The 25835-nt window shown below is 51.1% G+C and carries 33 protein-coding genes; 32 read left to right on the forward strand and 1 reads right to left on the reverse strand.

Annotated elements, in window-relative coordinates; translation table 11 throughout:
* Nucleotides 1-271: 271 nt before the first annotated feature.
* The 21 genes from LQ229_RS05915 (at nucleotide 272) to LQ229_RS06015 (ending at nucleotide 18020) form a co-directional block, all read left to right on the forward strand.
* Nucleotides 272-886, forward strand: coding sequence for a genetic competence negative regulator (locus tag LQ229_RS05915; protein WP_216539873.1), 615 nt, complete (start codon nucleotides 272-274; stop codon nucleotides 884-886).
* A gap of 21 nt (nucleotides 887-907) precedes the next feature.
* Nucleotides 908-1600 carry a glutamic-type intramembrane protease PrsW gene (prsW, locus tag LQ229_RS05920; RefSeq protein WP_230191169.1) on the forward strand — a complete coding sequence of 231 codons (693 nt, stop codon included), beginning with the start codon at nucleotides 908-910 and terminating at the stop codon, nucleotides 1598-1600.
* A 278-nt stretch (nucleotides 1601-1878) separates the two neighbouring features.
* Nucleotides 1879-3267, forward strand: coding sequence for a germination protein YpeB (gene ypeB / locus LQ229_RS05925; RefSeq protein ID WP_216539876.1), 1389 nt, complete (start codon nucleotides 1879-1881; stop codon nucleotides 3265-3267).
* A 185-nt stretch (nucleotides 3268-3452) separates the two neighbouring features.
* Nucleotides 3453-4103: a PilZ domain-containing protein gene (locus LQ229_RS05930; RefSeq protein ID WP_356709760.1), complete on the forward strand. Its 651-nt coding sequence runs from the start codon at nucleotides 3453-3455 to the stop codon at nucleotides 4101-4103.
* Nucleotides 4104-4169: 66 nt separating this feature from the next.
* Nucleotides 4170-4424: a DUF5359 family protein gene (locus tag LQ229_RS05935; protein ID WP_216539711.1), complete on the forward strand. Its 255-nt coding sequence runs from the start codon at nucleotides 4170-4172 to the stop codon at nucleotides 4422-4424.
* A gap of 102 nt (nucleotides 4425-4526) precedes the next feature.
* Nucleotides 4527-5228 carry a (d)CMP kinase gene (gene cmk / locus LQ229_RS05940; protein ID WP_216539792.1) on the forward strand — a complete coding sequence of 234 codons (702 nt, stop codon included), beginning with the start codon at nucleotides 4527-4529 and terminating at the stop codon, nucleotides 5226-5228.
* Nucleotides 5229-5231: 3 nt separating this feature from the next.
* Nucleotides 5232-5801, forward strand: coding sequence for a lysophospholipid acyltransferase family protein (locus LQ229_RS05945; RefSeq protein ID WP_230191170.1), 570 nt, complete (start codon nucleotides 5232-5234; stop codon nucleotides 5799-5801).
* A 152-nt stretch (nucleotides 5802-5953) separates the two neighbouring features.
* Nucleotides 5954-7165, forward strand: coding sequence for a 30S ribosomal protein S1 (gene rpsA, locus LQ229_RS05950; RefSeq protein WP_230191171.1), 1212 nt, complete (start codon nucleotides 5954-5956; stop codon nucleotides 7163-7165).
* Between the two features lie 69 nt (nucleotides 7166-7234).
* A complete protein-coding gene (gene fni / locus LQ229_RS05955) occupies nucleotides 7235-8284 on the forward strand; it encodes a type 2 isopentenyl-diphosphate Delta-isomerase (protein ID WP_216539714.1) in 1050 nt (349 codons plus the stop codon).
* A gap of 24 nt (nucleotides 8285-8308) precedes the next feature.
* Entirely contained in the window at nucleotides 8309-8953 is a 645-nt protein-coding gene (locus LQ229_RS05960) for a hypothetical protein (protein ID WP_230191172.1), read from the forward strand.
* 111 nt (nucleotides 8954-9064) lie between these two features.
* A complete protein-coding gene (gene der / locus LQ229_RS05965; protein WP_216539716.1) occupies nucleotides 9065-10390 on the forward strand; it encodes a ribosome biogenesis GTPase Der in 1326 nt (441 codons plus the stop codon).
* A gap of 14 nt (nucleotides 10391-10404) precedes the next feature.
* Nucleotides 10405-11022, forward strand: a complete 618-nt coding sequence (gene plsY / locus LQ229_RS05970; protein ID WP_216539717.1) for a glycerol-3-phosphate 1-O-acyltransferase PlsY — start codon at nucleotides 10405-10407, stop codon at nucleotides 11020-11022.
* On the forward strand, nucleotides 11015-12052 hold the full coding sequence (locus LQ229_RS05975; protein WP_216539718.1) for an NAD(P)H-dependent glycerol-3-phosphate dehydrogenase: 1038 nt from the start codon (nucleotides 11015-11017) through the stop codon (nucleotides 12050-12052). Before plsY ends, LQ229_RS05975 begins: the two co-directional genes overlap by 8 nt.
* 110 nt (nucleotides 12053-12162) lie before the next feature.
* Complete coding sequence (locus LQ229_RS05980) at nucleotides 12163-12438, forward strand: stage VI sporulation protein F (RefSeq protein WP_216539719.1); 276 nt, start codon at nucleotides 12163-12165, stop codon at nucleotides 12436-12438.
* A 165-nt stretch (nucleotides 12439-12603) separates the two neighbouring features.
* Complete coding sequence (locus LQ229_RS05985) at nucleotides 12604-12897, forward strand: 2Fe-2S iron-sulfur cluster-binding protein (protein ID WP_216539793.1); 294 nt, start codon at nucleotides 12604-12606, stop codon at nucleotides 12895-12897.
* Between the two features lie 22 nt (nucleotides 12898-12919).
* Nucleotides 12920-13261 (forward strand): 2Fe-2S iron-sulfur cluster-binding protein, encoded by a 342-nt coding sequence (locus LQ229_RS05990; RefSeq protein WP_216539720.1) that lies wholly within the window; start codon nucleotides 12920-12922, stop codon nucleotides 13259-13261.
* Nucleotides 13262-14014 carry a DUF3939 domain-containing protein gene (locus LQ229_RS05995; RefSeq protein WP_230191173.1) on the forward strand — a complete coding sequence of 251 codons (753 nt, stop codon included), beginning with the start codon at nucleotides 13262-13264 and terminating at the stop codon, nucleotides 14012-14014. It abuts the gene before it with no gap.
* 73 nt (nucleotides 14015-14087) lie between these two features.
* Nucleotides 14088-14849, forward strand: a complete 762-nt coding sequence (locus LQ229_RS06000) for a DsbA family protein (RefSeq protein ID WP_230191174.1) — start codon at nucleotides 14088-14090, stop codon at nucleotides 14847-14849.
* A complete protein-coding gene (locus tag LQ229_RS06005; RefSeq protein ID WP_230191175.1) occupies nucleotides 14846-15271 on the forward strand; it encodes a disulfide oxidoreductase in 426 nt (141 codons plus the stop codon). Before LQ229_RS06000 ends, LQ229_RS06005 begins: the two co-directional genes overlap by 4 nt.
* Nucleotides 15272-15678: 407 nt before the next feature.
* Nucleotides 15679-17157 (forward strand): stage IV sporulation protein A, encoded by a 1479-nt coding sequence (spoIVA, locus tag LQ229_RS06010; RefSeq protein WP_216539723.1) that lies wholly within the window; start codon nucleotides 15679-15681, stop codon nucleotides 17155-17157.
* A gap of 590 nt (nucleotides 17158-17747) precedes the next feature.
* Nucleotides 17748-18020, forward strand: a complete 273-nt coding sequence (locus LQ229_RS06015; protein ID WP_216539724.1) for an HU family DNA-binding protein — start codon at nucleotides 17748-17750, stop codon at nucleotides 18018-18020.
* A gap of 74 nt (nucleotides 18021-18094) precedes the next feature.
* Here the strand turns inward: LQ229_RS06015 and LQ229_RS06020 are convergent, their stop codons facing one another.
* Nucleotides 18095-18247, reverse strand: a complete 153-nt coding sequence (locus LQ229_RS06020) for a hypothetical protein (RefSeq protein ID WP_216539725.1) — start codon at nucleotides 18245-18247, stop codon at nucleotides 18095-18097.
* A gap of 92 nt (nucleotides 18248-18339) precedes the next feature.
* Here LQ229_RS06020 and mtrB point away from each other — a divergent pair, with 92 nt between their 5' ends.
* From mtrB to LQ229_RS06075, 11 genes are all read left to right on the forward strand, one after another.
* A complete protein-coding gene (gene mtrB, locus LQ229_RS06025; protein WP_216539726.1) occupies nucleotides 18340-18561 on the forward strand; it encodes a trp RNA-binding attenuation protein MtrB in 222 nt (73 codons plus the stop codon).
* 91 nt (nucleotides 18562-18652) lie between these two features.
* Nucleotides 18653-19195 carry a hypothetical protein gene (locus LQ229_RS06030; RefSeq protein WP_230191176.1) on the forward strand — a complete coding sequence of 181 codons (543 nt, stop codon included), beginning with the start codon at nucleotides 18653-18655 and terminating at the stop codon, nucleotides 19193-19195.
* A gap of 117 nt (nucleotides 19196-19312) precedes the next feature.
* Nucleotides 19313-20179 (forward strand): heptaprenyl diphosphate synthase component 1, encoded by an 867-nt coding sequence (locus tag LQ229_RS06035; RefSeq protein WP_230191177.1) that lies wholly within the window; start codon nucleotides 19313-19315, stop codon nucleotides 20177-20179.
* 9 nt (nucleotides 20180-20188) lie between these two features.
* Entirely contained in the window at nucleotides 20189-20917 is a 729-nt protein-coding gene (locus LQ229_RS06040) for a demethylmenaquinone methyltransferase (RefSeq protein WP_216539795.1), read from the forward strand.
* Complete coding sequence (locus LQ229_RS06045; RefSeq protein WP_216539729.1) at nucleotides 20910-21779, forward strand: UbiA-like polyprenyltransferase; 870 nt, start codon at nucleotides 20910-20912, stop codon at nucleotides 21777-21779. The genes LQ229_RS06040 and LQ229_RS06045 overlap by 8 nt, the downstream gene beginning before the upstream one ends.
* Nucleotides 21776-22429 carry a flavin prenyltransferase UbiX gene (locus LQ229_RS06050; protein ID WP_216539730.1) on the forward strand — a complete coding sequence of 218 codons (654 nt, stop codon included), beginning with the start codon at nucleotides 21776-21778 and terminating at the stop codon, nucleotides 22427-22429. The genes LQ229_RS06045 and LQ229_RS06050 overlap by 4 nt, the downstream gene beginning before the upstream one ends.
* On the forward strand, nucleotides 22386-23240 hold the full coding sequence (locus LQ229_RS06055; RefSeq protein ID WP_216539731.1) for a menaquinone biosynthesis protein: 855 nt from the start codon (nucleotides 22386-22388) through the stop codon (nucleotides 23238-23240). The genes LQ229_RS06050 and LQ229_RS06055 overlap by 44 nt, the downstream gene beginning before the upstream one ends.
* A gap of 8 nt (nucleotides 23241-23248) precedes the next feature.
* Nucleotides 23249-24223 (forward strand): polyprenyl synthetase family protein, encoded by a 975-nt coding sequence (locus tag LQ229_RS06060; protein ID WP_216539732.1) that lies wholly within the window; start codon nucleotides 23249-23251, stop codon nucleotides 24221-24223.
* 39 nt (nucleotides 24224-24262) lie between these two features.
* Nucleotides 24263-24706, forward strand: a complete 444-nt coding sequence (ndk, locus tag LQ229_RS06065) for a nucleoside-diphosphate kinase (protein ID WP_216539733.1) — start codon at nucleotides 24263-24265, stop codon at nucleotides 24704-24706.
* Nucleotides 24707-24724: 18 nt separating this feature from the next.
* A complete protein-coding gene (locus LQ229_RS06070; RefSeq protein WP_216539796.1) occupies nucleotides 24725-25501 on the forward strand; it encodes a protein-glutamate O-methyltransferase CheR in 777 nt (258 codons plus the stop codon).
* A gap of 87 nt (nucleotides 25502-25588) precedes the next feature.
* On the forward strand, nucleotides 25589-25753 hold the full coding sequence (locus LQ229_RS06075; RefSeq protein ID WP_216539734.1) for a hypothetical protein: 165 nt from the start codon (nucleotides 25589-25591) through the stop codon (nucleotides 25751-25753).
* The last annotated feature ends 82 nt before the right edge of the window (nucleotides 25754-25835 follow it).

Genomic DNA, 25835 nt, shown 5'->3' on the forward strand with positions numbered 1-25835 from the left:
TTAGAATTGGGACAAAGAATCGTTTTTTACAACTTATTGTTGTGAAAAATGGTTCTTTTTTTGTATATTTTATATAGTGCAAATGAGGAAAATAAATGATACCATAATTATAACGATTTCTATCCATATCCATGACTATAGATGGAAATATGTTTTCATAGGTCCATATGCAGAAACATATGATATGCTTCTTCATAATCTGTTATAACTACGGTGAAGCCATTGTAGTGAAACTATCGTTGCTTACGATGCAATAAAGGAGGATCCTGTCATGAAAATAGAACGCTTGAGTCACGATAAGATACGGATTTTCCTTACGTTCGACGACTTGTCCGAGCGCGGTATTCAAAAAGAAGACATGTGGCGCGAAATTCCGAAAGTCCATGAATTGTTCAGCGAAATGATGGACCAGGCGTATAACGAATTGGGCTTCGATCCGACGGGGCCGCTCGCCGTAGAGGTATTCGCTCTGCCGGCGCAAGGAATGGTAGTTATCGTGACGCGAGGCAAATACGACTCTACGTCGTTCGGCGCCATTAACGAAGAAGACATGGATGAAGAAGTTTACGAAATGGAAGTAACGCTGGAACAGAGCGATTCCATTCTATACGCTTTTCAAGATATCGAGCATCTAATCGAGCTTTCGCATATGCTGAAAGATCGCGTTACAGGTACCGGCAAATTGTACCACTATAAGGAAAAGTGGATCCTATTCCTCGAGCCCGGCGAACTTGCGAATAGCGAGTACCATGCGCTGATCGCCCTGCTTGCCGAATATGGCGAAGCGACATCGGTCACGCCGGAGGTGCTTGACGAATACGGGAAAATGATTATTCCCGCCCATGCCATCGAAGTGATCTGCACCCACTTTAAATCCCATGAATAATCGTAGCGGGGGGAATATTCGGTGCCATTGTTATCGATTTTGACGGCAGCGATTGCGCCGGGTCTCGCCTTACTGACCTACTTCTATTTAAAGGATCGGTACGACGCCGAACCGGTGCATATGGTCATCAAGCTGTTTTTGCTCGGATTTGTGATCGTACTGCCGATCATGATCGTACAACGCGGACTCATTATGTGGTGGGGAGATAACCCTTACGTTTTCTCCTTTGCCGTTTCTGCCGGCGTGGAAGAATGCGTCAAATGGTTTGTTTTGTATCATATCATATACAATCATACGGAGTTCGACGAGCCTTATGACGGCATCGTATACGCGGTCGCCGTTTCGCTCGGGTTTGCGACTATCGAGAATTTGCTTTATGTCTGGAATACGGACATTACGTTCGCGACAGTGCTCGTTCGCGCTTTGCTGCCTGTCTCGGGACATGCCTTATTCGGCGTCATGATGGGCTACTATATGGGCAAGGCGAAGTTCTCCAAAGGAAGCGCGACGAGGCGCTTTTTGATGTTATCGATCGCCGTTCCGCTGCTTTGGCACGGAATATACGATTATATTCTCGTCGCGGTGCATACGTATTGGATATGGTATATCGTTCCGCTTATGATTTTTTTATGGTACCGCGGCATGCGCAAAGTTCAGCGCGCAAATGCGCGTTCGCCCTTCCGCATGATCAAGCGCGAAGAAGCGCGGGATTAAACGGGCGCTCATCCGGTTATACTTCTGGATAGAGGTGAATCGAATGAGAGTGAAGGTCCGAATTCGTTGCAAGCAATGCGGCGAACGCTTCGTTCTGCGGGGCAAGAGGGAAAAGGGCAGGATAGAAACCGGCTTCAAACAATGTTTATGCAGCAACGAGAACGATTTCGAAATAGAGGAAGACCACTTGTAAGGTGATTAACGAAACATCATGCATAAAGTTTCCTTCTTCGACTCAAACTAAGAGCAGTTAAGCGAAGAAAGGGGCCGTTTGTACCATGTATAAACGATTAAGTGCTGTAATGTTTCCGATAGTCACCTTATTTTTTATCGGTGCGATCGTGTGGGGATACCAGGAACATCAAGAGAAAAACTCCATTCTTATCAAAGCCGAGAACCAATACCAGCGGGCGTTTCACGATTTATCGTACCATATGGAGAAGCTACATAACGAACTGGGCAATACGCTTGCCGTCAGTTCCGCTTCGCAAGGCATGCATCGCAAAGGCCTGGTCAATGTATGGCGCTTGACGAGCGAGGCGCAAAACGAAATCAATCAGCTTCCGCTTACGCTGCTCCCGTTCAACAAAACGGAAGATTTGCTGTCGAGAATAGCCAATTTCTCGTATAAGACGGCGGTACGGGATTTGACGAAAGAACCGCTCTCGAAAGATGAGTACAATACGTTAAAAACGCTGTACAAAAATTCGGGGCAAATTACGAAAGACTTGCAGCAAGTCCAGTCCAAAGTCATTGCGAACAATTTGCGCTGGATGGATGTCGAAGTCGCGATGGCTTCGGAAAATGAGAAGCTCGACAACACCATTATCGACGGCTTTAGAACGGTGGACAAAAAAGTCGGCGAATATCCGGAAATTAACTGGGGGCCGGCCGTATCCAGCATCTATAATAAACGCTCCGTCAAACTATTGAGCGGTACGCCGTCCAGCCCCGAAGAAATTAAAAGGAAAGCGGCCGAATTCCTTGGAATAAACGATCCGTCGCACATTCAAGTGACGGAGAACGGGGCAAAGACCGAGTACGCTTCTTACACGGCGACGGCCCAGCATCAAGGCGGCGGCAAGGTCCAACTGGATTATACGAAAAAAGGCGGCAAGTTGACGTCATACGTCAATTCGCGCACCGTTGAGACGAAGCGTTTATCTCCGCGCGAAGCCGAAAGGCACGCGAAAGATTTTCTGCAGAGCCACGGATATCCGGACATGAGAGCCGTTTCCTATGACGAATCTCATTCCATCGGCAATTTCGTGTTTGCGCGGAATCGGGACGGCGTCGTCATCTATCCGGAACGCGTCACGGTTCGCGTCGCGCTGGACAACGGCGAGGTAACCGGGCTCGAGGCGAGCGATCTCGTGTATCAGAAGCAGCAGAAGCGCGAGATCAAACGGCCGAAATTGTCCCTGGAACAAGCCCGCAAAAAGCTGAATCCCGAATTTAAGGAAAAATACAACCGGTTAGCGCTCATCGAGAACGATAGTTCGGACGAAGTGCTGTGTTACGAATTTGTCGGCAATATTAACGGATCGACTTACCGGTTGTACCTGAACGGAGATACGGGCGTCGAAGAAATGATCGAGCAAGTGAAAATGTCAAACGCGGCGCATCGTCCGGCGCCTCCCGCAGGAACCCAAGCCATCACAAAATAAACCTGTTCGTCAAAGCTCCGTTCCGCGTCCGAATCGCGGAACGGTTTTTTTGTCCGATGATGCGGTTGGGGGTTATAAATTACGCATGACGCATATCGGACAGGCATGTTATAATGTGGAGGGATTTGCCATCAGGGCAAATTCGTCGCAAGAGAGAAATAAGAGGTTGGCAGGTGGGGCGATTGTTGCCGAAAGTAAGTGACATATTATATATTCAAGTCGATTCGGGAGATCGCGAAGAAGCTTCGAAACAATTCAAAGCGCGCATTGCCGAAGCCGAAGAGGATTGTCTTTATATCGAAATCCCATTGGAAGAAAAAACGGGAAAGCTGAAAAAATTGAATTTGGGAGACAAGCTGTCGGCTTATTATGTGAATGATAGCGGCGTAAAGCATTCTTTTCGCACCTTCGTTATCGGTTTCAAAGATGACGGCATCCGAATGGTTTCGATTCGGAAGCCCGTTCCGGAACAGATCGCAAAGGCGCAAAGGCGCAAATATTTGCGCGTGGGCGCCGAGCTTGAGGTGGCTGTCAAAGTAAGCGGCCAGCTGCGTTTTGTCGCCGTTACGAAAGATGTAAGCGGAGGAGGCCTCTCTTTCGTATGCGACGGCCAATGGTCGCTGCGCAATGAACAACCGCTATTTTGCTGGCTGTTGCTAACGTTTAAGAACGGCTCGATCGGCCATATTCCGTTTACGGGGGAAATCGTTCGGCTGAAACGGCTTATGACCGGCGAGCAGATGGTGATGCTGCAATATACCGACATTGCGGATACCGACCGGCAAACGTTGATTCGCTTCTGCTTCGAGCGGCAATTTCAAATGCGCAAACACTGATCGCCTTATGCTGCGCATAAAACGGAGGAAATCGGTTACAATAACAGGAAAACTTGGAGGTGTCTCATGATGAGGGATAAAGCTTCCGAGCGCTATGTTCGCCTGTTCCTTCGTTTCTCGAGACGCGTCGAGCGGATGCTGCTGCGCTTGGTTATCGTTTTCGTTTGTTTCTTGATTGCGGCCCAAGCGCTGCTGCGCATTCCCGCATTGCGGGAATTGATTTCCGCCGTCGACCGTCTGGAAGGCAAGCCGGTCATGTATCGTTCCGCGCGCGAGAACAACAATCCTTCGCCGGAATCGCAACAGTTTTTGCATCCTTAGCTGCAGTGTGGTATAATTTTCACGTCCGCAGGCAACGCCTGCTTTTTTATTGAGGGCAAGTTTGCGGCGCAACGACAGCTAAGGAGGAGTACCCCATTGGCTATCTCACAGCCAGATGTGACCAAACAACGTAAAATTAATGTTGCCATCGACGGCCCCGCCGGAGCGGGGAAAAGTACGGTAGCGCGTCTGGTCGCCTTGGCGCTTGAATATGTGTACGTGGACACCGGAGCGATGTATCGGGCCGTCGCCTTGCATATGATTCGGCACGGCGTTCGTCCGGATGAAACGGAGCTTGTCACAAGGAAAGCGGCCGAAATCGATATCCGTCTCGTTCCCGAACGAAACAAACAAAAGGTGCTGCTGGATGGGGAAGACGTTACGGAGCTTATTCGTTCTTTGGAAGTGAACCGGCAAGTGTCGCATTACGCCAAGATCGAGCGGCTGAGACAAATGCTGGTGGACATGCAGCGCCGGCTGGCAGCCGGCAAAGGAGTCGTCATGGACGGACGGGACATCGGTACGCAAGTGCTGCCGGATGCGGAAGCGAAATTTTTCCTTACGGCGAGTGTGGAGGAGCGCGCATTGCGGCGGTACAAGGAAATGGAAGATCGCGATCGCGTCTCGCTCGAGCAGTTGCAGCGCGACATCGCCGAACGCGATCGTCTGGATGAACAGCGAACCGTTTCGCCGTTAGTTTGCGCAAGCGACGCAATTCGATTGGATACGACTTCGATGAGCATCGACGACGTCGTAGCGCATATTGTCTCGTACTGCAGAACCAAAACGGATGGAGCGAAGTAAACTATGTTATACTCCTTTTGCAGGTCCTTGCTAAGATTATTCTACAGGTTCGTCTTTCGGCTTCAGGCGGTAGGCGTCGAACATATACCGAAGGAAGGACCGGTCCTGCTGTGCGCAAACCATATCAGCGTCTTGGATCCGCCGACGCTCGGCGTGTTTCTGGAACGGCGCATTCACTTTATGGCCAAGGCCGAACTGTTCAAAATTCCGCTGTTCGGACAACTGATCCGGGGGCTAGGCGCATTTCCCGTCAAACGGGGCGGCGTAAGCAAGGAATCGATTCGAACTGCGCTCGGCATATTGAAGGAAGGCAAAGTCATGGGCATCTTTCCCGAAGGAACCCGCGGGGGCGGAATGGGTAAGAAAGGCGCGGCAAGCTTTGCGTTACGGAGCGGCGCAGCCGTCATTCCGGCGGCGATATGCGGGGAATACAAATGGTTTCGTAGAATGAAGATCGTTTATGGCCCTCCGGTGGATTTATCGGAATTTCAAGACAATCCTTCCGCTTCGCTTGAGCAAGTGACCGACAAAATTATGAAGGACATCAACGAATTGATTCGAACGCATCGCTAATTTATTTTTGCGCCAGACGCATGAAATACTATTTTGGAAAGATACTACAGGTATTATTTTTCATTATGACTTATTTTTACGTTTGTTTTGAACGCCGCTCGTCAATGGGCGGGTTTAAATAAATGGGGTTTTCAATTGAGGAGGTTATTCTGATGACGGAAGAAATGAAAATGCAAGAGACGGTTGAAACTGAAAATCAAGAGGCAATGGATCATATGGTTGCCTTGAAAAAAGGGGACACCGTGAAAGGAACGATCGTCAAAATCGACGACAACCAAGCGTATGTAAGCTTTGGATATAAATATGACGGTGTGATTCCGGTCCGCGAACTCTCTGCGGTTCAAGTGGACAATGCGGCTGATGCGGTACAGGTAGGGCAAGAAGTCGAATGCCGCGTCGTAAGCATCGACGACGAGAGAGAAAAGCTTATTCTGTCCAAACGTCAAATCGATAGCGAGAACGCATGGGAAGCGCTGCAATCGCGTTTCGACAATCAAGAAGTGTTCGAGGTTGTCGTCGCTGATGTCGTCAAAGGCGGAATCGTCGTTGACGTAGGCGTGCGCGGATTTATTCCTGCTTCTATGGTAGAGCGTCATTTTGTAGAAGATTTCAGCGATTACAAAGGACGTACTCTTCGCGTGAAAGTGAAAGAATTGGATCGCGAGAACAACAAAGTCATTTTATCGCAAAAAGATGTGCTCGATGAGGAATTCGAAGCGAATAAGCAAAAAGTAATGGCAAGCTTGAAGGAAGGCCAAGAAATCGAAGGCACGGTGCAACGGTTGACGCAATTCGGCGCATTCGTCGATATCGGCGGGGTAGACGGCTTGGTGCACGTTTCCGAGCTCGCTTGGACGCATGTCGACAAACCTTCGGATGTTGTACAAGAAGGCCAAACCGTCAAGGTGAAAGTGCTCAAAGTAGATCCTGCGAACGGAAAAATCAGCCTAAGCATGAAAGCGGCGCAACCGGGTCCTTGGGATACGGCGGCAACGCAATTCAAAGTAGGCGATATTGTATCCGGCCAAGTGAAGCGCCTTGTCAACTTCGGGGCATTCGTTGAAATCGCGCCGGGCGTGGAAGGTTTGGTTCATATTTCGCAAATCGCCCATCGCCATATCGCAACGCCGTTCGAAGTGTTGAAAGAGGGCGAAACCGTTCAAGTGAAAATTCTGGACTTGAACGTTGCCGACAAACGCGTTAGCTTAAGCATCAAAGAGACGGAAGAAGCTCCGGCTCCGGCGCCGAAGGCGGAAAAAGCGCTGAAGGAAGAATTGAACAATCCTAACGTTTCGCTTAATAACCAAGGCTTAAGCTTTACGCTTGGCGAAAAATTCGGAGATAAACTGAGCAAATTGAAATAATATCGTATTGCGAAATAGTGCGAAGCGAACCGACCCGGATCGCTTCGCGCGGGCGATTAGGAGGTACACATGCGCGTTTCACGCAAAATGGAGCATGTACGCCATGCGTTGCAGCTTGGCCAGAGCGGAAATAACGGTTTATCTGATATTCGTTTCGTGCACAACGCTTTGCCGGAACAATCCCTCTCCTCCGTCACATTATCGACATCGATCGGCGAGCTCGTATTGAGTTCGCCGATTATTATTAATGCGATGACCGGCGGAGCGGAAGAGACGGAGGCGATCAACCGGGGGTTTGCCGAGGCGGCCAAGGAAACCGGAATCGCGATGGCGGTCGGCTCGCAAATGGCGGCTTTGAAGCATCCCGAGGTGCGTTCGAGCTACACGGTTGTGCGGAAGACGAATCCGGACGGCATCGTGCTTGCCAATTTGGGCGGCGAGGCGACTCCGGAGCAAGCGCTTGCGGCTGTGGAAATGCTGGAGGCGAACGCGCTGCAAATTCATCTGAATCCGATGCAAGAGCTGATTATGCCGGAGGGAGACCGGGATTTCAGAGGGATGGCGGAGCGGATCGGGCGAATCGCCGAAACGGTGCCGGTGCCGGTCATCGTCAAGGAAGTCGGATTCGGATTGACGAGGGACGTTGCGCGCCGTTTGCGTGAAGCGGGCGTGAAACTGATCGATGTCGGGGGCGCGGGGGGAACGAATTTTGCGGCGATCGAGAATATGCGCCGCACGGCGCCTCTCGATTGGTTGAACGATTGGGGGCTGACGACCAGTTGCGCTTTGCTCGAAGTGCAATCCGTCTATCGTCCCGAACAGATTATCGCATCGGGCGGCATCGCGGAGCCGATGGATGCGTGCAAAGCGTTGGCCGTCGGAGCGGCGGCCGTCGGCGTGGCGGGAGCGTTCTTGCGGACGTTGCGCCAGGAAGGGGTTGGCGCGCTGATCGGACGCATTCGCGAAATGAACGATCATTTGTCGTTATTGATGACGGCGCTCGGCGCTCCGGATGTGGCGGGATTGGCGCGCGTTCCGCTCGTGATCGGCGGAGCGACGGCCGAATGGTGCGCCGCCCGGAATATCGACATTCGCGGGTACGGATGCAGAACAGATTAAATTGCCGTCAAAAGACAAATAATAGTGGCAGCAGAGGTGATAGGATTGAATCCGGGCATTATTTCGCTGTTGCTCTTATTGATTGCTGCCATTTTGACGGCGAGCGGATGGAACCGGCTTGTGGCCGGAAACGCTTTTTCCGAGAAAGCGATCTTGCTGTTTATGGCCGGATGGCTGTTTCTTCATTTCTTTACGATTCGTCCGGGGGCCGGCGTATCCGTTAATTTGGGAGCTGCGCTTATTGCGGCGGCGATTCCCGTTATGTATATGCGTATGCGCAGCGCGTATCGGCGCGTCTACGTTTCCCTCGTCGCTATTTTGATCGCGATGCTGTACGGGCTTTTCAGCCATTTGCATGCGCTTGATCCGGTGCTGATCTGGGTTTCCCCCGAATGGGATCCCGTCATCGTCATCGGATTGTGCATCTTCATGGCCGTACATACTTTCGAGGAGCAAGTGGCGACCGTCTCGATCGGGCTTCTGGGCGGAGATCTGCTGCTGCAAGCGCTAAACGGCGGCCTGCATGCGATACAAATCGGAACGCCGGGCTGGCACGATACGTGGTGGTTGACGTTGCTGGCGGTCAGGGTGCCGGCATGGACGGCGGAGAAGGTGCTGGAAGGCTGGAGAATGGCTCGTTCCGCCTTGTTTCGACGCAAAAATAAATAACGCAAACGGTTAGCAAAGAGCGCCGTTTTTTGCTATGATTGAGAAATGCGAAACGATAAGTTTTCAAACTTATTGTATTATTTGACCCAAAGACATTTTAGGAGGATGACTATGGCAAGACCCGTTATTGCTATCGTCGGCAGGCCGAACGTAGGAAAATCGACGATTTTTAACCGTATTATCGGCGACCGGCTGGCAATAGTTGAAGATAAACCCGGAATTACGCGCGACCGCATATACGGCAGCGGAGAATGGAACGGCAAGCCTTTCAGCATCATCGATACCGGCGGCATCGAAATCGACGGCGAAGACGCCATGCTGAAATCGATCCGCGCGCAGGCCGAATTGGCCATCGAGGAAGCGGACGTCATCGTCTTTATGTGCGATGCGAAGGCGGGCGTAACGAATGCCGACGAAGAAGTGGCCGAATTGCTCTACCGCTCGGGCAAACCGATTATCGTTGCGGTCAATAAGGTTGACAATCTGAATCGGATGGAGGATATATACGAGTTTTATTCCTTAGGATTCGGCGATCCGATCGCCTTATCGGGCGCGCATGGAACCGGCATCGGCGATTTGCTCGACGAGGCCGCGAAACGGCTGCCCGAGCAGACGGAAGAAGAATATGACGAAGACGTCATTAGAGTGGCGTTGATCGGGCGCCCGAATGTGGGCAAATCTTCGCTGGTTAACGCCATTCTGGGCGAAGAACGCGTCATCGTCAGCGATGTTGCGGGAACGACGCGCGACGCGGTCGATACGCCGTTCGAGCAGGACGGTCAGCGTTATGTGCTGATCGATACGGCCGGGATGCGCAAACGGGGCAAAGTGTACGAAACGACCGAAAAATACAGCGTCATGCGCTCTTTGAAAGCGATTGAACGAGCGGACGTTGTATTGGTCGTCATTAACGGCGAAGAAGGGATTATCGAACAGGATAAGCATATTGCCGGATATGCCCATGAAGCGGGTAAGGCGTCCATCTTCGTGGTCAATAAATGGGATGCGGTCGAGAAGGACGATAAGACGATGCATCAATTTACGCAGAAAATACGCGATCATTTTCTGTTCATGACTTACAGTCCGATCGTCTTCCTATCCGCCAAAACGAAACAGCGGCTTCATAAGCTGCTGCCTGTCGTTCAGCATGTGTCGCAGCAGCATGCGCTGCGCGTGCAAACGCATCTGCTTAACGACGTCGTATCCGACGCGGTGGCCATGAATCCCCCGCCGACCGACAAGGGACGAAGATTGCGCATTAATTATGTCACACAAGTTGCGGTGAAGCCGCCGACCATTGTCATTTTCGTGAACGATCCGGAATTGATGCATTTTTCGTATGAACGCTATTTGGATAATAAAATTCGAGCCGCGTTCGATTTTGAAGGAACGCCGATTCGATTGTTGACACGGCGCAAATCGGATGATAATTCGTAAAGAGGGGGAAAACTGTGGTTTTACCGATTATCGCTATTGTAATCAGTTATTTGCTCGGTTCGGTCAGTTTTAGCGTTGTTATTGCGAAATGGATGAAAGGCATCGACATTCGGCAGCACGGAAGCGGCAATGCGGGCGCGACCAACACGCTGCGCGTGCTCGGCAAAGGCCCGGCGATCGGAGTTCTGGCGTTGGACGTGCTGAAAGGGATGGGAGCGGTCTGGCTCGGCAAATGGCTTGGCGCGGATAACGGCTGGATCCCTGTGTTGTGCGGCATTGCGGCTATCGTAGGCCATAATTGGCCGATCTACTTCCGTTTCAAAGGCGGCAAAGGGATCGCGACGACGATTGGCGTCATGGCGACCTTAAGCTTTTTGCCGGCTCTTTTTGCCGGCATTATTGCGATTCTTTCGATTGTGTTTACAAGATACGTTTCGCTCGGTTCGCTGCTTTTTACCGGACTATTACCGATTTTTATCGTATTGCTCGGCAGACCTTGGGAAGTGTTCTGGGCCAGTTTGCTGCTCTGTTTATTCGCTTTTGTAAGACATCGTTCGAATATTGTAAAAATTGTGCAAGGCAAAGAAAACAAAATCGGATCCAAGCAGAAAGGGGAACGTCGAGTTGTCTAAAAAAGTGGCTGTGCTCGTCGCAGGAAGTTGGGGGACGGCGCTGGCGAAAGTACTTGCCGACAATGAGATCGATGTGGCTCTCTGGTCGCGGAACGAGGAGCAAGTACGGCAAATCAACGATACGCATCAGAATGAAAAGTATATGCCGGGCGTGGATTTGCCGCGGCGGATCCGGGCTACGACCGATTTGCGGGAAGCGATGGACGATGCCGTCGCCGTCGTCATCGTGGCCCCTTCGTCGGCGATGCGCGAAGTTGCCCGCGGGATTCGGCCCTTCTTCCGGGAAGATATGATATGCATTCATGCGACGAAAGGATTCGAAGTCGGTACGATGAAGCGGATGTCGACCGTCATCGCCGAGGAATTGGGCTGCGACGAATCGGATATCGTCGTCCTGTCCGGGCCGAGCCACGCGGAGGAAGTCGTCCGCTGCTGCCCGACAACGGTTGTCGTCGCTTCGCAACAACTGAAACATGCCGAGATCGCCCAGGATTTGTTCATGAACGCTTATTTCCGCGTTTATACGAATCCGGACGCGCTTGGCGCGGAATTGTCCGGAGCTCTCAAGAACATTATTGCGATCGGAGTCGGCCTATCCGACGGCTTGGGGTACGGCGATAACGCGAAGGCGGCGCTGCTCACGCGCGGTCTCGCCGAGATTGCCCGCCTGGGCACGGCTATGGGAGCCAGCACGTTGACGTTTGCCGGGCTGGCGGGAGTAGGCGATTTGGTCGTGACTTGCACGAGCCGCCATAGCCGCAATTGGCGGGCGGGATCGCTGCTGGCGCAAGGAAAGCCGCTGCAGGAAGTGTTGGATCGGATGGGGATGGTCGTCGAAGGCATCCGCACGACGGAAGCGGCTTACGCATTGGCGCGCCAATACGACGTGCAAATGCCGATCACGGATCAGCTGTACCACGTGCTGTTCGAGAATAAAGAGCCGAAAGCGGCGGTGGAAGATTTAATGGGCCGTGTCAAGCGGCATGAAATCGAAGAGGTCGTAAACGAAACGAACTTCAAATTGCTGTAGCGCCTTCGCTTGACCGCTTGACGCTTTCCAATATTGGCCTATGCGGGAGGCCTGCACCAAGCTTCTTCTCCTTTCATATGATAAAGAAGCACATTGTTAGGAGGGGAAGAATGAGCAAAAACAATGCGAAAGACGTATTGAATGCGGTAAGCAAAAAAACCGGCAAGCCGATTTCGGAAAATGCGATCAAAAAATTGGCCAGCACCGTCAAACCGAGCACATTGCAAAGCGAAACGCAGCTGCGCCAATTGATCAAGCAAGTGTCTGCCGTCGCGAACGTTCCGGTTTCGGAAGCGACCATCAACGATATTATTCAGGCGGTCAAAAAAGGCGGCGGAAATGCTTCCAGCATCGAATCGTTAATGAAAATGATTTCGAAAAGATAATCATTCAAATCTAACATTTTTATGAACTCTCTCTTCGCAAATAATAGACGGACAGCGCGCAAGCAATGTCCGTCTTTTGTTCTTTTTGGGGCAATGGTATAATATAGCTTAGTTTATTTCAACAAAATGACGAACTATGATAGCGGAGGATGAATCGTGACAGACATGATAGAACTTAAAGGAAGAACCGTCTCCAAAACCGTCGATAGCGAGACGGGGTACTCCATTCTCGAGCTTGCGTTAAAGCATAAAGTCGACTGGGGATTTTCATGCACGCGCGGGACATGCGCGCGATGCCGGTGCTACATCGAAGAGGGCGCGGACTGCCTGGAAGAACCTTCGGATGCCGAATGGAGGCGGCTGGAGCCGGAAGAATTGGAGGAAGGATACCGGCTTGGCTGTCAAGCGGTCATTAAACGACCGGGTCGCATCGTAGCGGTCAACAAGCCTTATTTCTAGTTTGACGGAAGGAAAGAGAAGCATGCCCATCCAAGTTACGTTTTTGCCCGACCGCAAGACGGTGCAAGTGCGGCCCGGAACGACATTGCTCGCTGCGGCGAGAAGGGCCCGGGTGAATGTTCGCACCCGATGCGGCGGCAACGCTTCCTGCTTGATGTGCAAAGTTCGGGTAGGCAGCGGCGAAGGATTGACGCCTCCGTTGAAGCAGGAATCGCTGAAATTGGGCCGTTTGATCGAACAAGGCTATCGGCTGGCATGCCAGGCCTGCGTGACCGGCAACGTTGCCGTCACCGTGCCGGAAGACCCGTTAAAGGAGGCCGTGCGCAAACAATTGGCAAGACAGAAAGAGGAGGATGACTTGTAAGTGAATGCATTAGTACAACGGCTGCGAGTACATACCCGTTTGCTGCGGCTTACGGCGCTATTCGCTGCGCTTGCGGTCGCTGCGACGGGGTGCTTGTATCCGGACGAACTGCGCGGCGAGAATAAGGCTTCGTACCGCGACAGCGTGCTGCTCGTTCAAAATGCGGTAGACGAATACCTGAAGAACGAGGGCTTGCTGCCCATCTTCAACAGCACGCAAGAAACGCCGAAATACGAAAAATTTCGCATTAACTTCGAAGATCTCGTCGGCAAGCAATATTTAAGCGCCATCCCGTCGGCCGCGTTCGAAAAAGGGGGGCACGGCTACTTTATTATTATCGACGAGGAAACCAATCCTACCGTCAGAATTATGGATTTGGTCACAGCGCAATTGGTTAACGATTTGCAGAAGGCCGTGGATAAATATGCCGCGGACAATAAAGGGGATTTGCCGCGAGGAGAGGAGGCGTATCCCGGTTATTATTGGCTCGATCTGGACAAGATCGGGCTGTCGAAACGGGCGCTGAACAGCGTGTTCTCCGGAGAAGCCGTCCGGTTCATGCTTGGCGTAAGCGGCAACGTATATGTCGATTACGCGCCGGACATTATGCAAGCCATCGAGAAGTCGGGGCAGCATCCGACCGATCCGACGTTCGACTTGCGGACGCTGCTAACGGAAGCCTCCTACTTCGTCCCCGTCAAATCGGTCCCTTACTTTTGGGTCGACGGAGAACCGAGACCTGCCAAACTATAATAGGTTGTTCAAAGAGTTCACTATAAGACAAGCCGCACGGAAATAGCGTTTATCTACTATTTTTCATGGAGAGGTGATTCGTTTGCCGCAGAAAAAAAAGAAAAAAAAGCAGCCTCAGCATAACAATACGTATAAAGCCAATAAAAAGCCCGAATCCGGCAAATCGTTCATTATTTTTATTATTATCGCCGTCGTCGCGGTTGCGGGACTTATCTATTTGCTAACGAAAACGGCTCCGGTGGATGACCGGCCGGGGAGCGGCGCCAATACCGTTTACGATATTTCGACCGAAGGCCAGCCGACGCTTGGCAATGCGGACGCGAAAGTGTCCGTCGTCGAATTCGCCGATTACAAATGCCCCGCATGCCGCAACTGGAGCATGCAAGTATTTCCGGAACTGAAACAAAATTATATCGATACGGACAAAGTAAGCTTTCATTTTGTCAATTTTCCGTTTATGAGCCAAAATTTCAAGCTGCCAGAGGACGATTCTCGTTATGCCGCTTTGGTCGGAGAGTCGATCTTCCAACAAAACCGCGAAGCGTTCTGGGATTATTACAAGCTTGTGTTCGAAAATCAAGGAAGCGAGAGCGAAGTTTGGGCGACCAAAGAGAAAATTATGGGATTGGCCGCTGAAATTGAAGGCATCGATTTGGCAAAATTGGAAGAAGATGCGGACAAAGGAACGTACAACGCCGAAATCGAGAAAGATTTGCAGTTGGTCCGCGAAGCTGAAGTGACGGTTACGCCGACCATTCTCGTCAACGGGAAACGGATCGAGACGCCGACGTACGAGAACATCGCCAAAGCTATTGAAGAGGAATTGGAGAAATGAGACGCCGGATAAGCGATTACGGGTTGTACGCTGCATGTTTCGTCGCGATCATCGCAACGGCGGGCAGCTTGTATTTCAGCGAAATTGCCCGATTCGAGCCATGCAAGCTCTGTTGGCTGCAGCGCATTATGATGTATCCGCTTGTGATCCTATTAGGCATCGCGGCATACGAGAACAACCGGTCGATCGTCAAGTACGCGCTTCCGTTCAGCGTCATCGGAGGCTGCATCTCGCTGTGGCACGTCCTGGAATTGAACGTCCCGGCTTTGGCGGAGTTCACGCCGTGCACCGTAGGCATACCGTGCATTTTCGATTATTTGAATTGGTTCGGATTCATCACGATTCCGTTATTGGCGCTGATCGCCTTTATTCTCATTACCGCGCTCCTCATTATAGTCCGCAAAGCGGGCGATTCCGAGTAGCCGCTCGATCGAAGATCGCTTTCCCGCCTGTTCGTTCAGGAGGAGGGCGATCTTTTTTCTATGATGTTCATTCCGGTATAATTGCATAAATTGGGCATATCCTCTCCTAGAGGTTCATATAACATATTTGGAGGCCTAGTGAACGGCGCAGCGCAAGCTTAATACATATTCGTCTAACGCATTTCTATTTATGAGAAGTTTTTTGCACAAGGACGTCATATTTGCGCATATGGAACATATGCTGTTACTAGTCCAAATGTATGTACGAGTCACGTCGCTTTGGCGCGCAAAAGGAAATCGCTCGTGGCGGCGAACACTGGCGACAACGGCAACAGCTCATACGCTGCAATTGTTGCGAACCTTTTCTGATGGGCAATGGATCAGAAAAAATTTAGGAGGGGATATCATTGGAAAAAGTGGACATTTTTAAGGACATTGCTGAGCGTACCGGCGGGGATATTTACCTCGGGGTCGTTGGTGCGGTCCGCACGGGGAAATCAACCTTCATTAAACGTTTCATGGAAACGGTTGTTTTGCCTAACATCACGAACGATGCCGACCGTTTGCGGGCTGTCGACGAACTGCCGCAAAGCGCGGCCGGCAAGACGATTATGACGACCGAACCGAAATTCGTTCCGAACAACGCCGTTCAAATTAAAGTGGCGGAAGGGCTGGAAGTCAACGTCCGTCTCGTAGATTGCGTAGGCTATGCCGTGGAAGGCGCAAAAGGATACGAGGACGAGAACGGCCCGCGGATGATTTCGACGCCTTGGTTTGAAGAACCGATCCCGTTTCAGGAAGCGGCGGAAATCGGAACCCGCAAAGTCATTCAGGAACATTCGACGCTCGGCGTTGTCGTGACGACGGACGGATCGATCGCGGAAATTCCGCGCAGCTCCTATATCGAATCGGAAGAACGGGTCATCGCCGAGTTGAAAGAAGTCGGCAAACCGTTCGTACTCATTATTAACTCGACCAAGCCGCGCAGCGAAGAAACGCTGCAATTGCGAAGCGAGTTGGCGGAAAAGTACGATATTCCGGTCATGTCGATGAGCGTGGCGAATATGGGCGAGGACGATGTCATGGGCGTTCTCCGCGAAGTATTGTACGAATTCCCGGTTCATGAAGTCAACGTGAATTTGCCGAGCTGGGTCATGGTGCTGAACGAATCCCACTGGCTGCGCAGCAATTACGAAAATTCCGTGCGCGATACGGTGAAAGATATTCGCCGCCTGCGCGATGTCGATCGCGTCGTTTCCCAATTCATGGAGTACGACTTTATCGACCGGGCCGGGCTAAGCGGCATGAATATGGGGCAGGGCGTGGCTGAGATCGACCTGTATGCGCCGGATGAACTATACGATAAAATTTTGATGGAAGTCGTCGGCGTGGAAATTCGCGGCAAAGACCATTTGCTGCAGTTGATGCAGGAATTCAGCCACGCGAAGCGCGAATACGACCGTTTTGCGGAATCGCTCGAGATGGTCAAGACGACGGGCTACGGCATCGCGGCTCCGACGCTTGCCGAAATGGCGCTTGACGAGCCGGAATTGATCCGTCAAGGCTCCCGATTCGGCGTCCGCTTGAAAGCGACCGCGCCGTCGATTCATATGATTCGCGTCGATGTCGAATCGGAATTCGCTCCGATTATCGGAACGGAAAAACAAAGCGAGGAACTGGTCCGCTACTTAATGCAAGATTTCGAGAACGATCCGATCAAAATATGGGAATCCGACATATTCGGACGATCGCTGCATTCCATCGTCAGAGAAGGCATTCAAGGCAAAATCGCCATGATGCCGGACAATGCACGCTACAAATTGCAGGAGACGCTGGGACGAATCATCAACGAAGGATCGGGCGGGCTCATCGCCATCATTTTGTAAGGCCCATATCATATTACGGAAAAAGAAGCGCATGAATCGTGCTTCTTTTTTTTATTGCAGATGCTGTACATTTGCGAACGGTTGTTTCCGGTTGTTCGCAACAGCAGCTCCCGATCGCGTCCGGTAGCACCTTATTTTTGACACTTATTGGAATTTATCCAACCAATCATCGGTTCAGACTCTATTGCATGTCGCTTCATTGGAATTTGTCCAATCAAATCGTTCCAAATTCGGCTAATAACGAAAAATGCCTTGGATTCATTGGATCATTTCCAACTGAGCCTCGTTATTTTACCATATATTCCTAAAATCATTGGACATTCTCCAGTGGCCGATTGCCGACTAGTGGAGCATAAACGACGCCAAAATCCCCTTCCTAACGGTCTTTCCGGATAGCTTTTTTCACTCTTTTTGGCATAAGCACTTGAAATTATAAACGCAGTGTATTACTATAAGTTTGTTCCTAGCCCTGCGATGCAACGCATGGGATCACGCCAATACAGGAATTTTCGCAGATGAATGTATATTTTTTCGCGAAACGGTAAAGAAAGTATGATAATGGAGCATATTCCTTTGGGGAGGTGAATAGCATGAACAAATCCGAATTGATTGCACAAGTGGCTGAATCGACCGAATTATCCAAGAAGGACGCCACGAAAGCGGTTGACGCCGTCTTCGAAGCGATTTCCGCGGCGTTGCAGAACGGAGATAAAGTTCAACTGGTCGGTTTCGGAAACTTCGAAGTTCGCGAGCGTTCCGCGCGCAAAGGCCGCAACCCGCAAACGGGCGAAGAGATCGAAATTCCAGCTAGCAAAATTCCAGCTTTCAAACCTGGTAAAGCTCTTAAAGACGGAATTAAATAAGCGATTCTACATATTTTGACCTGAAAAAAGACCGTGAAGCTTGTTCACGGCCTTTTCTTTTCTAAAGGCGCGTTCTACCTTTCCGAACGCCGGCGTTGCTCGGGCTCCGGGGCGCCGATATCGGTATATGCGATCAATACGATATGTTCGCCGGAAGATTGCCGCAGCTCTTCTTCCCATTGCTTTAATCGCGTAATTTGGTTATCCTCTAATTGTGCGGGACGCATGCTTGAACTCCTTTCAAGAAGTTATTTCAAATTACGTTCCCCGTTAGTATTGCCTGATCGTAAAAATAAAACAACGTGCAGGGGGTGGGATCATGGAAATGGCGAATGCGGATTACATCGTCGTGAAGGCGAAGGAGCAAGGAGTGCATGTGATCGGACTGACCAGAGGACATGATACGCGGTTTCATCATACCGAGAAACTGGATAAGGGCGAAGTTCTGATCTGCCAATTTACCGACCATACGTCGGCCATTAAAATCCGCGGCAATGCGGTCGTTATGACCAAATACGGGACGATCGAAACGGACGCGTAAAATTGCAGGCATAGCCTGCTTTTTTACGTTGTACAATGATATAGTAGCGTATAAATCGAAAAGTCCGTACGTTTCTGAGGAGGCTTTGCCAATGCAACAGCGCAGCGTCGCGCGGTTCGCGCTCGTTTTTATCGTATCTGTCGCCATCGTTCTGGCGGTTGCCGCCCTTCCGCGCCTCGAATCGCGGTTGGCCTACGGCAGGCAGAACGTCCCCGTGTTCACGAATATGCCCGAAACGCATTTGGATCAGAACAATCTGGTGGATACGATGACGCAGTTGCCGCTAACTTTGCCGATCAGCAAAGTCGAATGGGACGACTCCATTCTAGCCGTAGATTTGAAATATGCCAGCGCGGGCGTCAATCCCGACGTCATCTATGAAAATATGGCGGAAATGATCCGCTTCAGCTTTACGCAAACTTCGAACGTTAAGCAGCTGCTGCTTCGTTTCGTCATTGCCGACGAGCGTACGAAGGCGAAACGTTTGCTGCTCGCGGTGGACGCACGCCGAAGCGAAATCGATTCGGACGTGCTTGAAGCGCTCCGCCATTTTCGCGGAGAGTCCGGCGTCGTAACGCAAAAGCTGCATTTTACATACACTTCGCATTGGCAACGCCAGTTCTCGTCCGATTGAAAAACTTCAATTTTGCATGGTCAGATCAAGTGCGCATGTAAGCATCTTGTGATATAATTATTTAGATTGCTGACTGAAATCGTCAAGTTAGAACTAGCCGTAGGTTCGGAGGCCTGTATGAAACGATATCGAATCCCAGAAATTGCCCGCAAATACGTAGAATACGATCTGATTCAGAAGCATACCAAGCTGCCGGAGTTTCCCGATTCGCGCGTGCGGCTCTTGTTTGCTTTTTTGAATAAAAGCCCGGTTTCATCCGCGAACAGCGAATTGTTTGCGCTTGTCACTTCGCTCGTGCAGATGGGGCTGGATACGCATGATTTAATCGAGCCCGCCAATATCCAGCAAGCCGAGCGCGAGATGCGCTCCCGCCAGTTCAAAGTGCTTGCGGGGGATTATTACAGCAGCCGGTTTTATCACTTGCTGTCCCAAGCGGGGCAAATCGATACGATCCGCACGCTAAGCGGCGCAATCTGCGAAGTCAACCGTTTGAAAGTGAATTTATACGTCAAAATGAAACAATGCATCGTGACCGCTGAAGAATATTTGCAACAATTAGTGCAGTTGAAAATGCAACTGTTCGTTGCCTTCTCCAAGCTGTTCGACGACAAGGACGCCAAGCCGTGGTCCGAATTGCTGCGAGCGTTTACCCATTGCGAGGTGCTCCAAGGCGAGCTCGGCAAAAACGAGCAAGTGGACACGTTCGCCGGATCGTGGGCGTACTGGCATATTTGGCATCAAGGCACGGACGAAGAACTGAAATCGCTGCGAGCGAACGGATTGGACGCAGCCGCTTTACGGGCGATGCTGCTGAAATACGATATCCGCAATAAATTAGTGGACAAGCTGAGCCAGACGGTCGAGCACATTCAAACGGTGTTGCGCGAGCTTGACTCCGAGAAACTGTTGAACGAACTGATGCTGATCGGGGAGCCGTTTGTGCGGCTTGTCCGGCATTCGGCGCCAGCGCTCAGGGAAGGTTAGGTGAACGGATTGGAAACGAAATCTTCCGGCACGAAGGAACAATTCGTCCATTCGGTGTTTGAAAGCATTGCAACCAAATATGACGTGATGAACGATATACTGAGTTTTCGAAGGCATAAGTCGTGGCGCAAGTTCACGATGAACAAAATGAACGTCGGTCCCGGCGACACGGCGATCGACTTATGCTGCGGCACATGCGATTGGACAATCGCATTGGCGCAGGCGAGCGGAAGCGGCGAAGTCGTGGGGCTCGATTTCAGCAAAAACATGCTCGACGTCGGCCAGGCGAAAGTCGACCGCCTGGAATTGAACAAGCAAATATCGCTCGTTCAAGGAAATGCGATGCAATTGCCTTTCGAAGATGACCGCTTCGATTACGCGACGATCGGCTTCGGCCTGCGCAACGTTCCGGACCTCGTTCAAGTGCTGAAAGAAATGAGGCGCGTTGTTAAACCCGGCGGCATGGTCGTTTGCCTCGAGTTGTCGAAGCCGACCTGGCAGCCGTTTAAAAGCATTTATTATTTTTATTTTCAACGGATTTTACCGATACTTGGAAAGCTGATCGCCAAACGATACGAGCAGTATAAGTGGCTGCCCGATTCGCTTGCCGCTTTCCCGGACCATAAGGAACTTGCGCGCATATTCCGTGAGGTCGGGCTTGGCGACGTACAAGCTTATCCGTTGATGAGCGGCATCGCCGCTCTTCATATCGGAATCAAGGAGCATGGACATGATTAGGAAAATTCGAATTTTTCTAGAAATGATTAAAATCGAACATACGTTATTCGCGCTGCCCTTTGCGTTTATGGGGGCGGTACTCGGATCGGTCGTCGTCAACGACCATCTCCCGTCATGGGGCCAAATCGGCTGGGTGTTGCTCGCGATGATCGGGGCGCGCAGCGCCGCGATGGGACTGAATCGGTTGATCGACAGGGTCATCGACAAGAAAAATCCGCGCACGGCCATGCGCGCCATCCCCGCGGGGTTGCTCCAATCGAAAGAAGTCATCATATTCGTTATCGTATCTTTTGCATTATTGTTCTGGGCTGCCGCGGAACTGGCCCCGTTAGCGTTGAAACTGTTGCCGATTGCCGTGTTCCTTCTCGTCTTTTATTCCTACACGAAACGATTTACATGGCTGTGCCATATTGTGCTCGGCATGACGATTGCGCTAGCGCCGCTGGGAGGCTGGGTGGCCGTTACCAATCAAGCGGATTGGAGGGCGCTCATTTTTTATGTCGCTTGCGCCTTTTGGACGGCCGGCTTCGACATCATCTACGCATGCCAGGACTACGAGTTCGACCGCGAAGAAGGGTTGCATTCGATTCCCGTTCGGTTCGGCATCGCCAAAGCGCTGCATATTGCCAAAGCGTTTCATATCATTACGGCATTGGGCTTTATTTCGTTAATGATATTTACCGATTTAAGCTGGTGGTATTTGGCCGGCACGATTATCGCCAACGCGATCTTGTATTACGAGCATCATATTGTCAAACCGCATGACCTGAGCAAATTGCAAACGGCGTTCTTTACGATGAACGGCGTGCTAAGCATTGTCGTTTTCGCGTTTACGCTCATTGACCTGGTGGTGTTGAAATGAAGGCGCAAGCAAGCCGGAACGGAAGGTGGATTGTAGGAATTACGGGAGCGAGCGGCGCGGTGTACGGCGTGAAATTGACGGAGACGCTTCTTGCGTCCGGCTGCTCTGTCCATCTTATCGTAACCGAAGCAGGCTGGAGAGTGCTGAAGGAGGAGCTGGGCTGGGACGCGACGCAGCGCCAGGCCGAACTTGAGCGCCGGTTCGGATCGCACTCCGGATCGCTCGAATATCATCCGATCCGGGACATCGGCGCCAGCATCGCGAGCGGATCTTTCCGGGTGAGCGGCATGTTTATTATGCCTTGTTCGATGGGGACGCTGTCCTCCATTGCGCACGGCGCTTCGGATAATTTAATGGCGCGGGCCGCGGACGTCATGATGAAGGAAGGCAGGCCGCTCGTCATCGTGCCGCGCGAAACGCCGCTGCATGCGATCCACCTTGAGAATATGCTGAAGCTTTCCCGCATGGGAGTGCGCATCGTGCCCGCGATGCCGGCCTTCTATTACCGGCCCGAATCGCTCGACGATATCGTCTCGTTCCTGGTCGGGAAAGTGCTTGACCAAGTCGATATGGAACATCAATTGTACACTAGATGGGGGAATTCGGATGAACACGAATCTGAGAGACCCGATTCGCATAGGGGAAATTAATTACGCCAACGTATGGCCGATGTATTTTTATTTTACGCCGCAAGCTTTGCAAATCGATGTGGAAATGATTCAACAGTTTCCAACCCAGTTGAACCGCGCCATGTTGAATGGTACGATTGATATGGGACCGATTTCGTCTTTCGCTTACGGCGCTTCTTATGAACGTTACATGCTGTTCCCGGATCTATCCGTCAGCGCTTTCGGACCTGTCAAATCGATTTTATTGTTTATGAAAAAACCGCTCGAGCAGGTCGTAAACGGCCGGATCGCATTAACGACGACATCGGCCACATCGGTCAATTTATTGAAAATTATTATCGACCGCTTCTACGGAGGCCGCCCGACTTACTTCGACGCCGAACCGGTGTTGGAAGATATGATGAAGGACGCAGACGCCGCGCTCCTCATCGGAGACCATGCCATTCGCTCCTCGTGGACGAACACGGAGTATGAAATTCTCGATTTGGGCGAATGTTGGCGCCGCTGGACGGGCCATTGGATGACATTTGCCGTCTGGACCGTATCCAGCGATGCGGCAGCCCGCCATCCGAAGCAAATCCGGCAAATCGTGGACGCGTTCGAAGAGAGCAAGCAGCGCAGCATTCGCGATCCCGAGCCGCTCGTTCGCGCCGCCTGCGCCAACATCGGCGGCACGGCCGATTATTGGCGCAGGTATTTTAACGGATTATGCCACGATTTTGGACAAAAACAGCAAGATGGGTTAAAATTGTATTTCCGGTATGCCAAGGAACTCGGTTTAATCGATAAAGATGTAGAAATTCGCATTTGGTCAGAGAATTCGGTCGTATAGGTGAAATAATGAAACTATTGGATATTTACTCAGCCTTGAAAAACGACGTTCAATTCATGGAAAAGCAGTTGGAGAAAAGCGTGCTCAGCGATCACGAACTGCTCAGCGAAACGTCATTGCATTTATTAAAAGCGGGGGGAAAGCGGCTTCGTCCCGTTTTTGTTCTGCTGGCCGGCAAATTCGGGACCTATGACTTGCACAAATTGCAGCATGTCGCCGTTCCGCTCGAATTGATTCATAGCGCTTCGCTCGTTCACGACGACGTGATCGATAACGCGGAAACGCGCAGAGGCAAGCCTACGGTAAAATCGAAATGGGACAACAGAATCGCGATGTATACGGGCGACTATATATTCGCGAAAGCGCTCATCATCGCGACGCAGCTGCAGAACCCGTTGGTTCACCAAATATTATCCAAGGCGATCGTCCAAATGTCCATCGGCGAAATGGAGCAAATCCGCGATTTTTTCAACACAGAGCAAACGATCCGCAACTATTTGCTCCGCATCCGCCGCAAAACGGCATTGCTGATCGCGGTGAGCTGCCAACTCGGCGCGATCGCGTCGGACGCGCCCGCCGAAGTCAGCAACAAACTGTATCGATTCGGTTATAATGTAGGCATGGCCTTTCAGATTCGCGACGATTTGCTCGATATATGCGGAACGGAGAAGCAGCTTGGCAAACCGCCCGGCAGCGATATGAAGCAAGGCAATATCACGCTGCCCGTACTGCTCGCGCTCCAGCAGCCCGAATTGCGCGGGCCGCTGCTGGATCAAATTGCAATCATCCATGAGAGCGACGGCGCTGCGGGCGTAGCGGCGGCGCTCGACATGATCCGCAGCAGCAACGGTATCGACATTGCGGACCGATTGGCGAACCGCTACATTGCCAAATCGCTTCATGCGCTCGAAGGGCTCCCTGACATCAAAGCGAAGAAAAATCTTACGGAAATCGCGCACTTTGTAGCAAAACGATCTTATTAACTTTCTGTGAAATTCACAAAACTTTGAGGAGTGACAGTTATGGAAAGAACGTTTTTGATGGTCAAACCGGACGGAGTACAACGCGGATTGATCGGTGAAATTGTAGGTCGTTTCGAGAAAAAAGGGTTTAAGCTGGCCGCGGCCAAAATGATCGTCGTCTCGCGCGAACAAGCCGTCAGGCATTACGCCGAGCATCAAGGGAAACCGTTCTTCGAGGAATTGGTCAGCTTCATTACTTCGGGCCCGGTATTTGCGATGGTATGGGAAGCGGACCAAGTGATCGCGCTGTCCCGGACGATGATCGGCAAAACGAATTCGCTCGAAGCCCAGCCCGGAACGATCCGCGGCGATTTTGCGGTTCATACGAACTTCAACCTGATTCACGGATCGGATTCTCCCGAAAGCGCGGCGCGCGAAATCGCCAATTTCTTCGAGCCTCATGAGTTGATTACATATAACAAAGAGATCCAACCTTGGATTTAATGCCGGAGCGTGATTCCACTGGAAGATAGGGATTATTCGCAATTTATCGAACAAGTGAAGGGGAAGACGGGGATCGATCTGGCGCAGTACAAAGAAGCTCAGATGAAGCGCCGGCTGACGACGCTCCGTATGAAAAACGGTTATCAAACCTTCGCTTCGTTTTTCAAAGCTATGATGGAGAATGAAAGCCTGTTCTACGAATTTCTCGATCGGATGACGATCAACGTCTCCGAGTTTTGGCGCAATCCGAATCGATGGGAGACGCTGCGGCAAGCGATTTTGCCGGAGCTCGCGCGGAGAAGCCCGCGCTTGAAATGCTGGAGCGCGGCTTGCTCGACAGGGGAAGAACCTTATTCGCTCGCCATGATTTTGTCGGAAATGAATTTGCTGCGGCAATCGCAAATTCATGCAACCGATATCGACGACGGCGCATTGGGTCGGGCGAAGCAAGCGGTTTATATGGAGCGCTCGCTCAAAGACGTTCCGCCCGCATACATCAAGCGTTATTTTAAGCAGGAGCAATTATTATACCGCATTGTCGACGAATTGAAAGCGGCGATTCAATTCCGCAAACAAAACTTGCTGTTGGACTCGTTCGATAATCATTACGATTTAATTATTTGCCGCAACGTTATGATATATTTTACGGAAGAAGCCAAATCGAAATTATATCATAAATTCGCAAAATCGTTAAAAAGCGGCGGCGTACTGTTTGTCGGCAGTACGGAACAAATATTTTCGCCGGGACAATACGAGCTCGAACCGTTGGAAACGTTTTTTTACCGTAAAAAATAAATGCGCCGGTATGCGCGGCCGATGTATATTGCTTCCCTTTCCTTCCAATACTAAAACTAACAGTCAGACTAAGTGGAGGTCAATGGAATGGACAAGCGGAAAGTCATTGCCGCATATCGCCGTGGGTTTATTTCCATACAAGAGTGTGCGCAAATTTTGGGCATTGAATCCGCACAAATTAAAGGATTGGTCAACGACCCGCAATATGCGGAAGTGCCGATCGTAATCAAGAAGCACTCAGCAAACGGTTAATCGAGATGAATGCGCTGTTCGGCTTGCAAGAGCCGTGCGGCGCTTTTTTGCGTTTTGCGCCTAGTCAGCGGTTGTCAAACCG

Source organism: Paenibacillus sp. CECT 9249 (assembly GCF_918697855.1).
Lineage (GTDB): Bacteria > Bacillota > Bacilli > Paenibacillales > Paenibacillaceae > MSJ-34.

Coding starts and splice junctions, on each gene's coding strand:
- LQ229_RS06015 (WP_216539724.1), top strand. CDS start 17,748: ATGAACAAATCCGAATTGATTGCACAAGTGGCTGAATCGACCGAATTA.
- ypeB (WP_216539876.1), top strand. CDS start 1,879: ATGTATAAACGATTAAGTGCTGTAATGTTTCCGATAGTCACCTTATTT.
- LQ229_RS06005 (WP_230191175.1), top strand. CDS start 14,846: ATGAGACGCCGGATAAGCGATTACGGGTTGTACGCTGCATGTTTCGTC.
- LQ229_RS05985 (WP_216539793.1), top strand. CDS start 12,604: ATGATAGAACTTAAAGGAAGAACCGTCTCCAAAACCGTCGATAGCGAG.
- LQ229_RS06045 (WP_216539729.1), top strand. CDS start 20,910: ATGATTAGGAAAATTCGAATTTTTCTAGAAATGATTAAAATCGAACAT.
- LQ229_RS06050 (WP_216539730.1), top strand. CDS start 21,776: ATGAAGGCGCAAGCAAGCCGGAACGGAAGGTGGATTGTAGGAATTACG.
- LQ229_RS06055 (WP_216539731.1), top strand. CDS start 22,386: ATGAACACGAATCTGAGAGACCCGATTCGCATAGGGGAAATTAATTAC.
- LQ229_RS06030 (WP_230191176.1), top strand. CDS start 18,653: ATGCAACAGCGCAGCGTCGCGCGGTTCGCGCTCGTTTTTATCGTATCT.
- LQ229_RS06075 (WP_216539734.1), top strand. CDS start 25,589: ATGGACAAGCGGAAAGTCATTGCCGCATATCGCCGTGGGTTTATTTCC.
- LQ229_RS05935 (WP_216539711.1), top strand. CDS start 4,170: ATGATGAGGGATAAAGCTTCCGAGCGCTATGTTCGCCTGTTCCTTCGT.
- LQ229_RS06020 (WP_216539725.1), bottom strand. CDS start 18,247: ATGCGTCCCGCACAATTAGAGGATAACCAAATTACGCGATTAAAGCAA.
- LQ229_RS06060 (WP_216539732.1), top strand. CDS start 23,249: ATGAAACTATTGGATATTTACTCAGCCTTGAAAAACGACGTTCAATTC.
- LQ229_RS05980 (WP_216539719.1), top strand. CDS start 12,163: ATGAGCAAAAACAATGCGAAAGACGTATTGAATGCGGTAAGCAAAAAA.
- fni (WP_216539714.1), top strand. CDS start 7,235: ATGCGCGTTTCACGCAAAATGGAGCATGTACGCCATGCGTTGCAGCTT.
- mtrB (WP_216539726.1), top strand. CDS start 18,340: ATGGAAATGGCGAATGCGGATTACATCGTCGTGAAGGCGAAGGAGCAA.
- LQ229_RS05945 (WP_230191170.1), top strand. CDS start 5,232: ATGTTATACTCCTTTTGCAGGTCCTTGCTAAGATTATTCTACAGGTTC.
- LQ229_RS05915 (WP_216539873.1), top strand. CDS start 272: ATGAAAATAGAACGCTTGAGTCACGATAAGATACGGATTTTCCTTACG.
- LQ229_RS05990 (WP_216539720.1), top strand. CDS start 12,920: ATGCCCATCCAAGTTACGTTTTTGCCCGACCGCAAGACGGTGCAAGTG.
- rpsA (WP_230191171.1), top strand. CDS start 5,954: ATGACGGAAGAAATGAAAATGCAAGAGACGGTTGAAACTGAAAATCAA.
- ndk (WP_216539733.1), top strand. CDS start 24,263: ATGGAAAGAACGTTTTTGATGGTCAAACCGGACGGAGTACAACGCGGA.
- LQ229_RS06035 (WP_230191177.1), top strand. CDS start 19,313: ATGAAACGATATCGAATCCCAGAAATTGCCCGCAAATACGTAGAATAC.
- der (WP_216539716.1), top strand. CDS start 9,065: ATGGCAAGACCCGTTATTGCTATCGTCGGCAGGCCGAACGTAGGAAAA.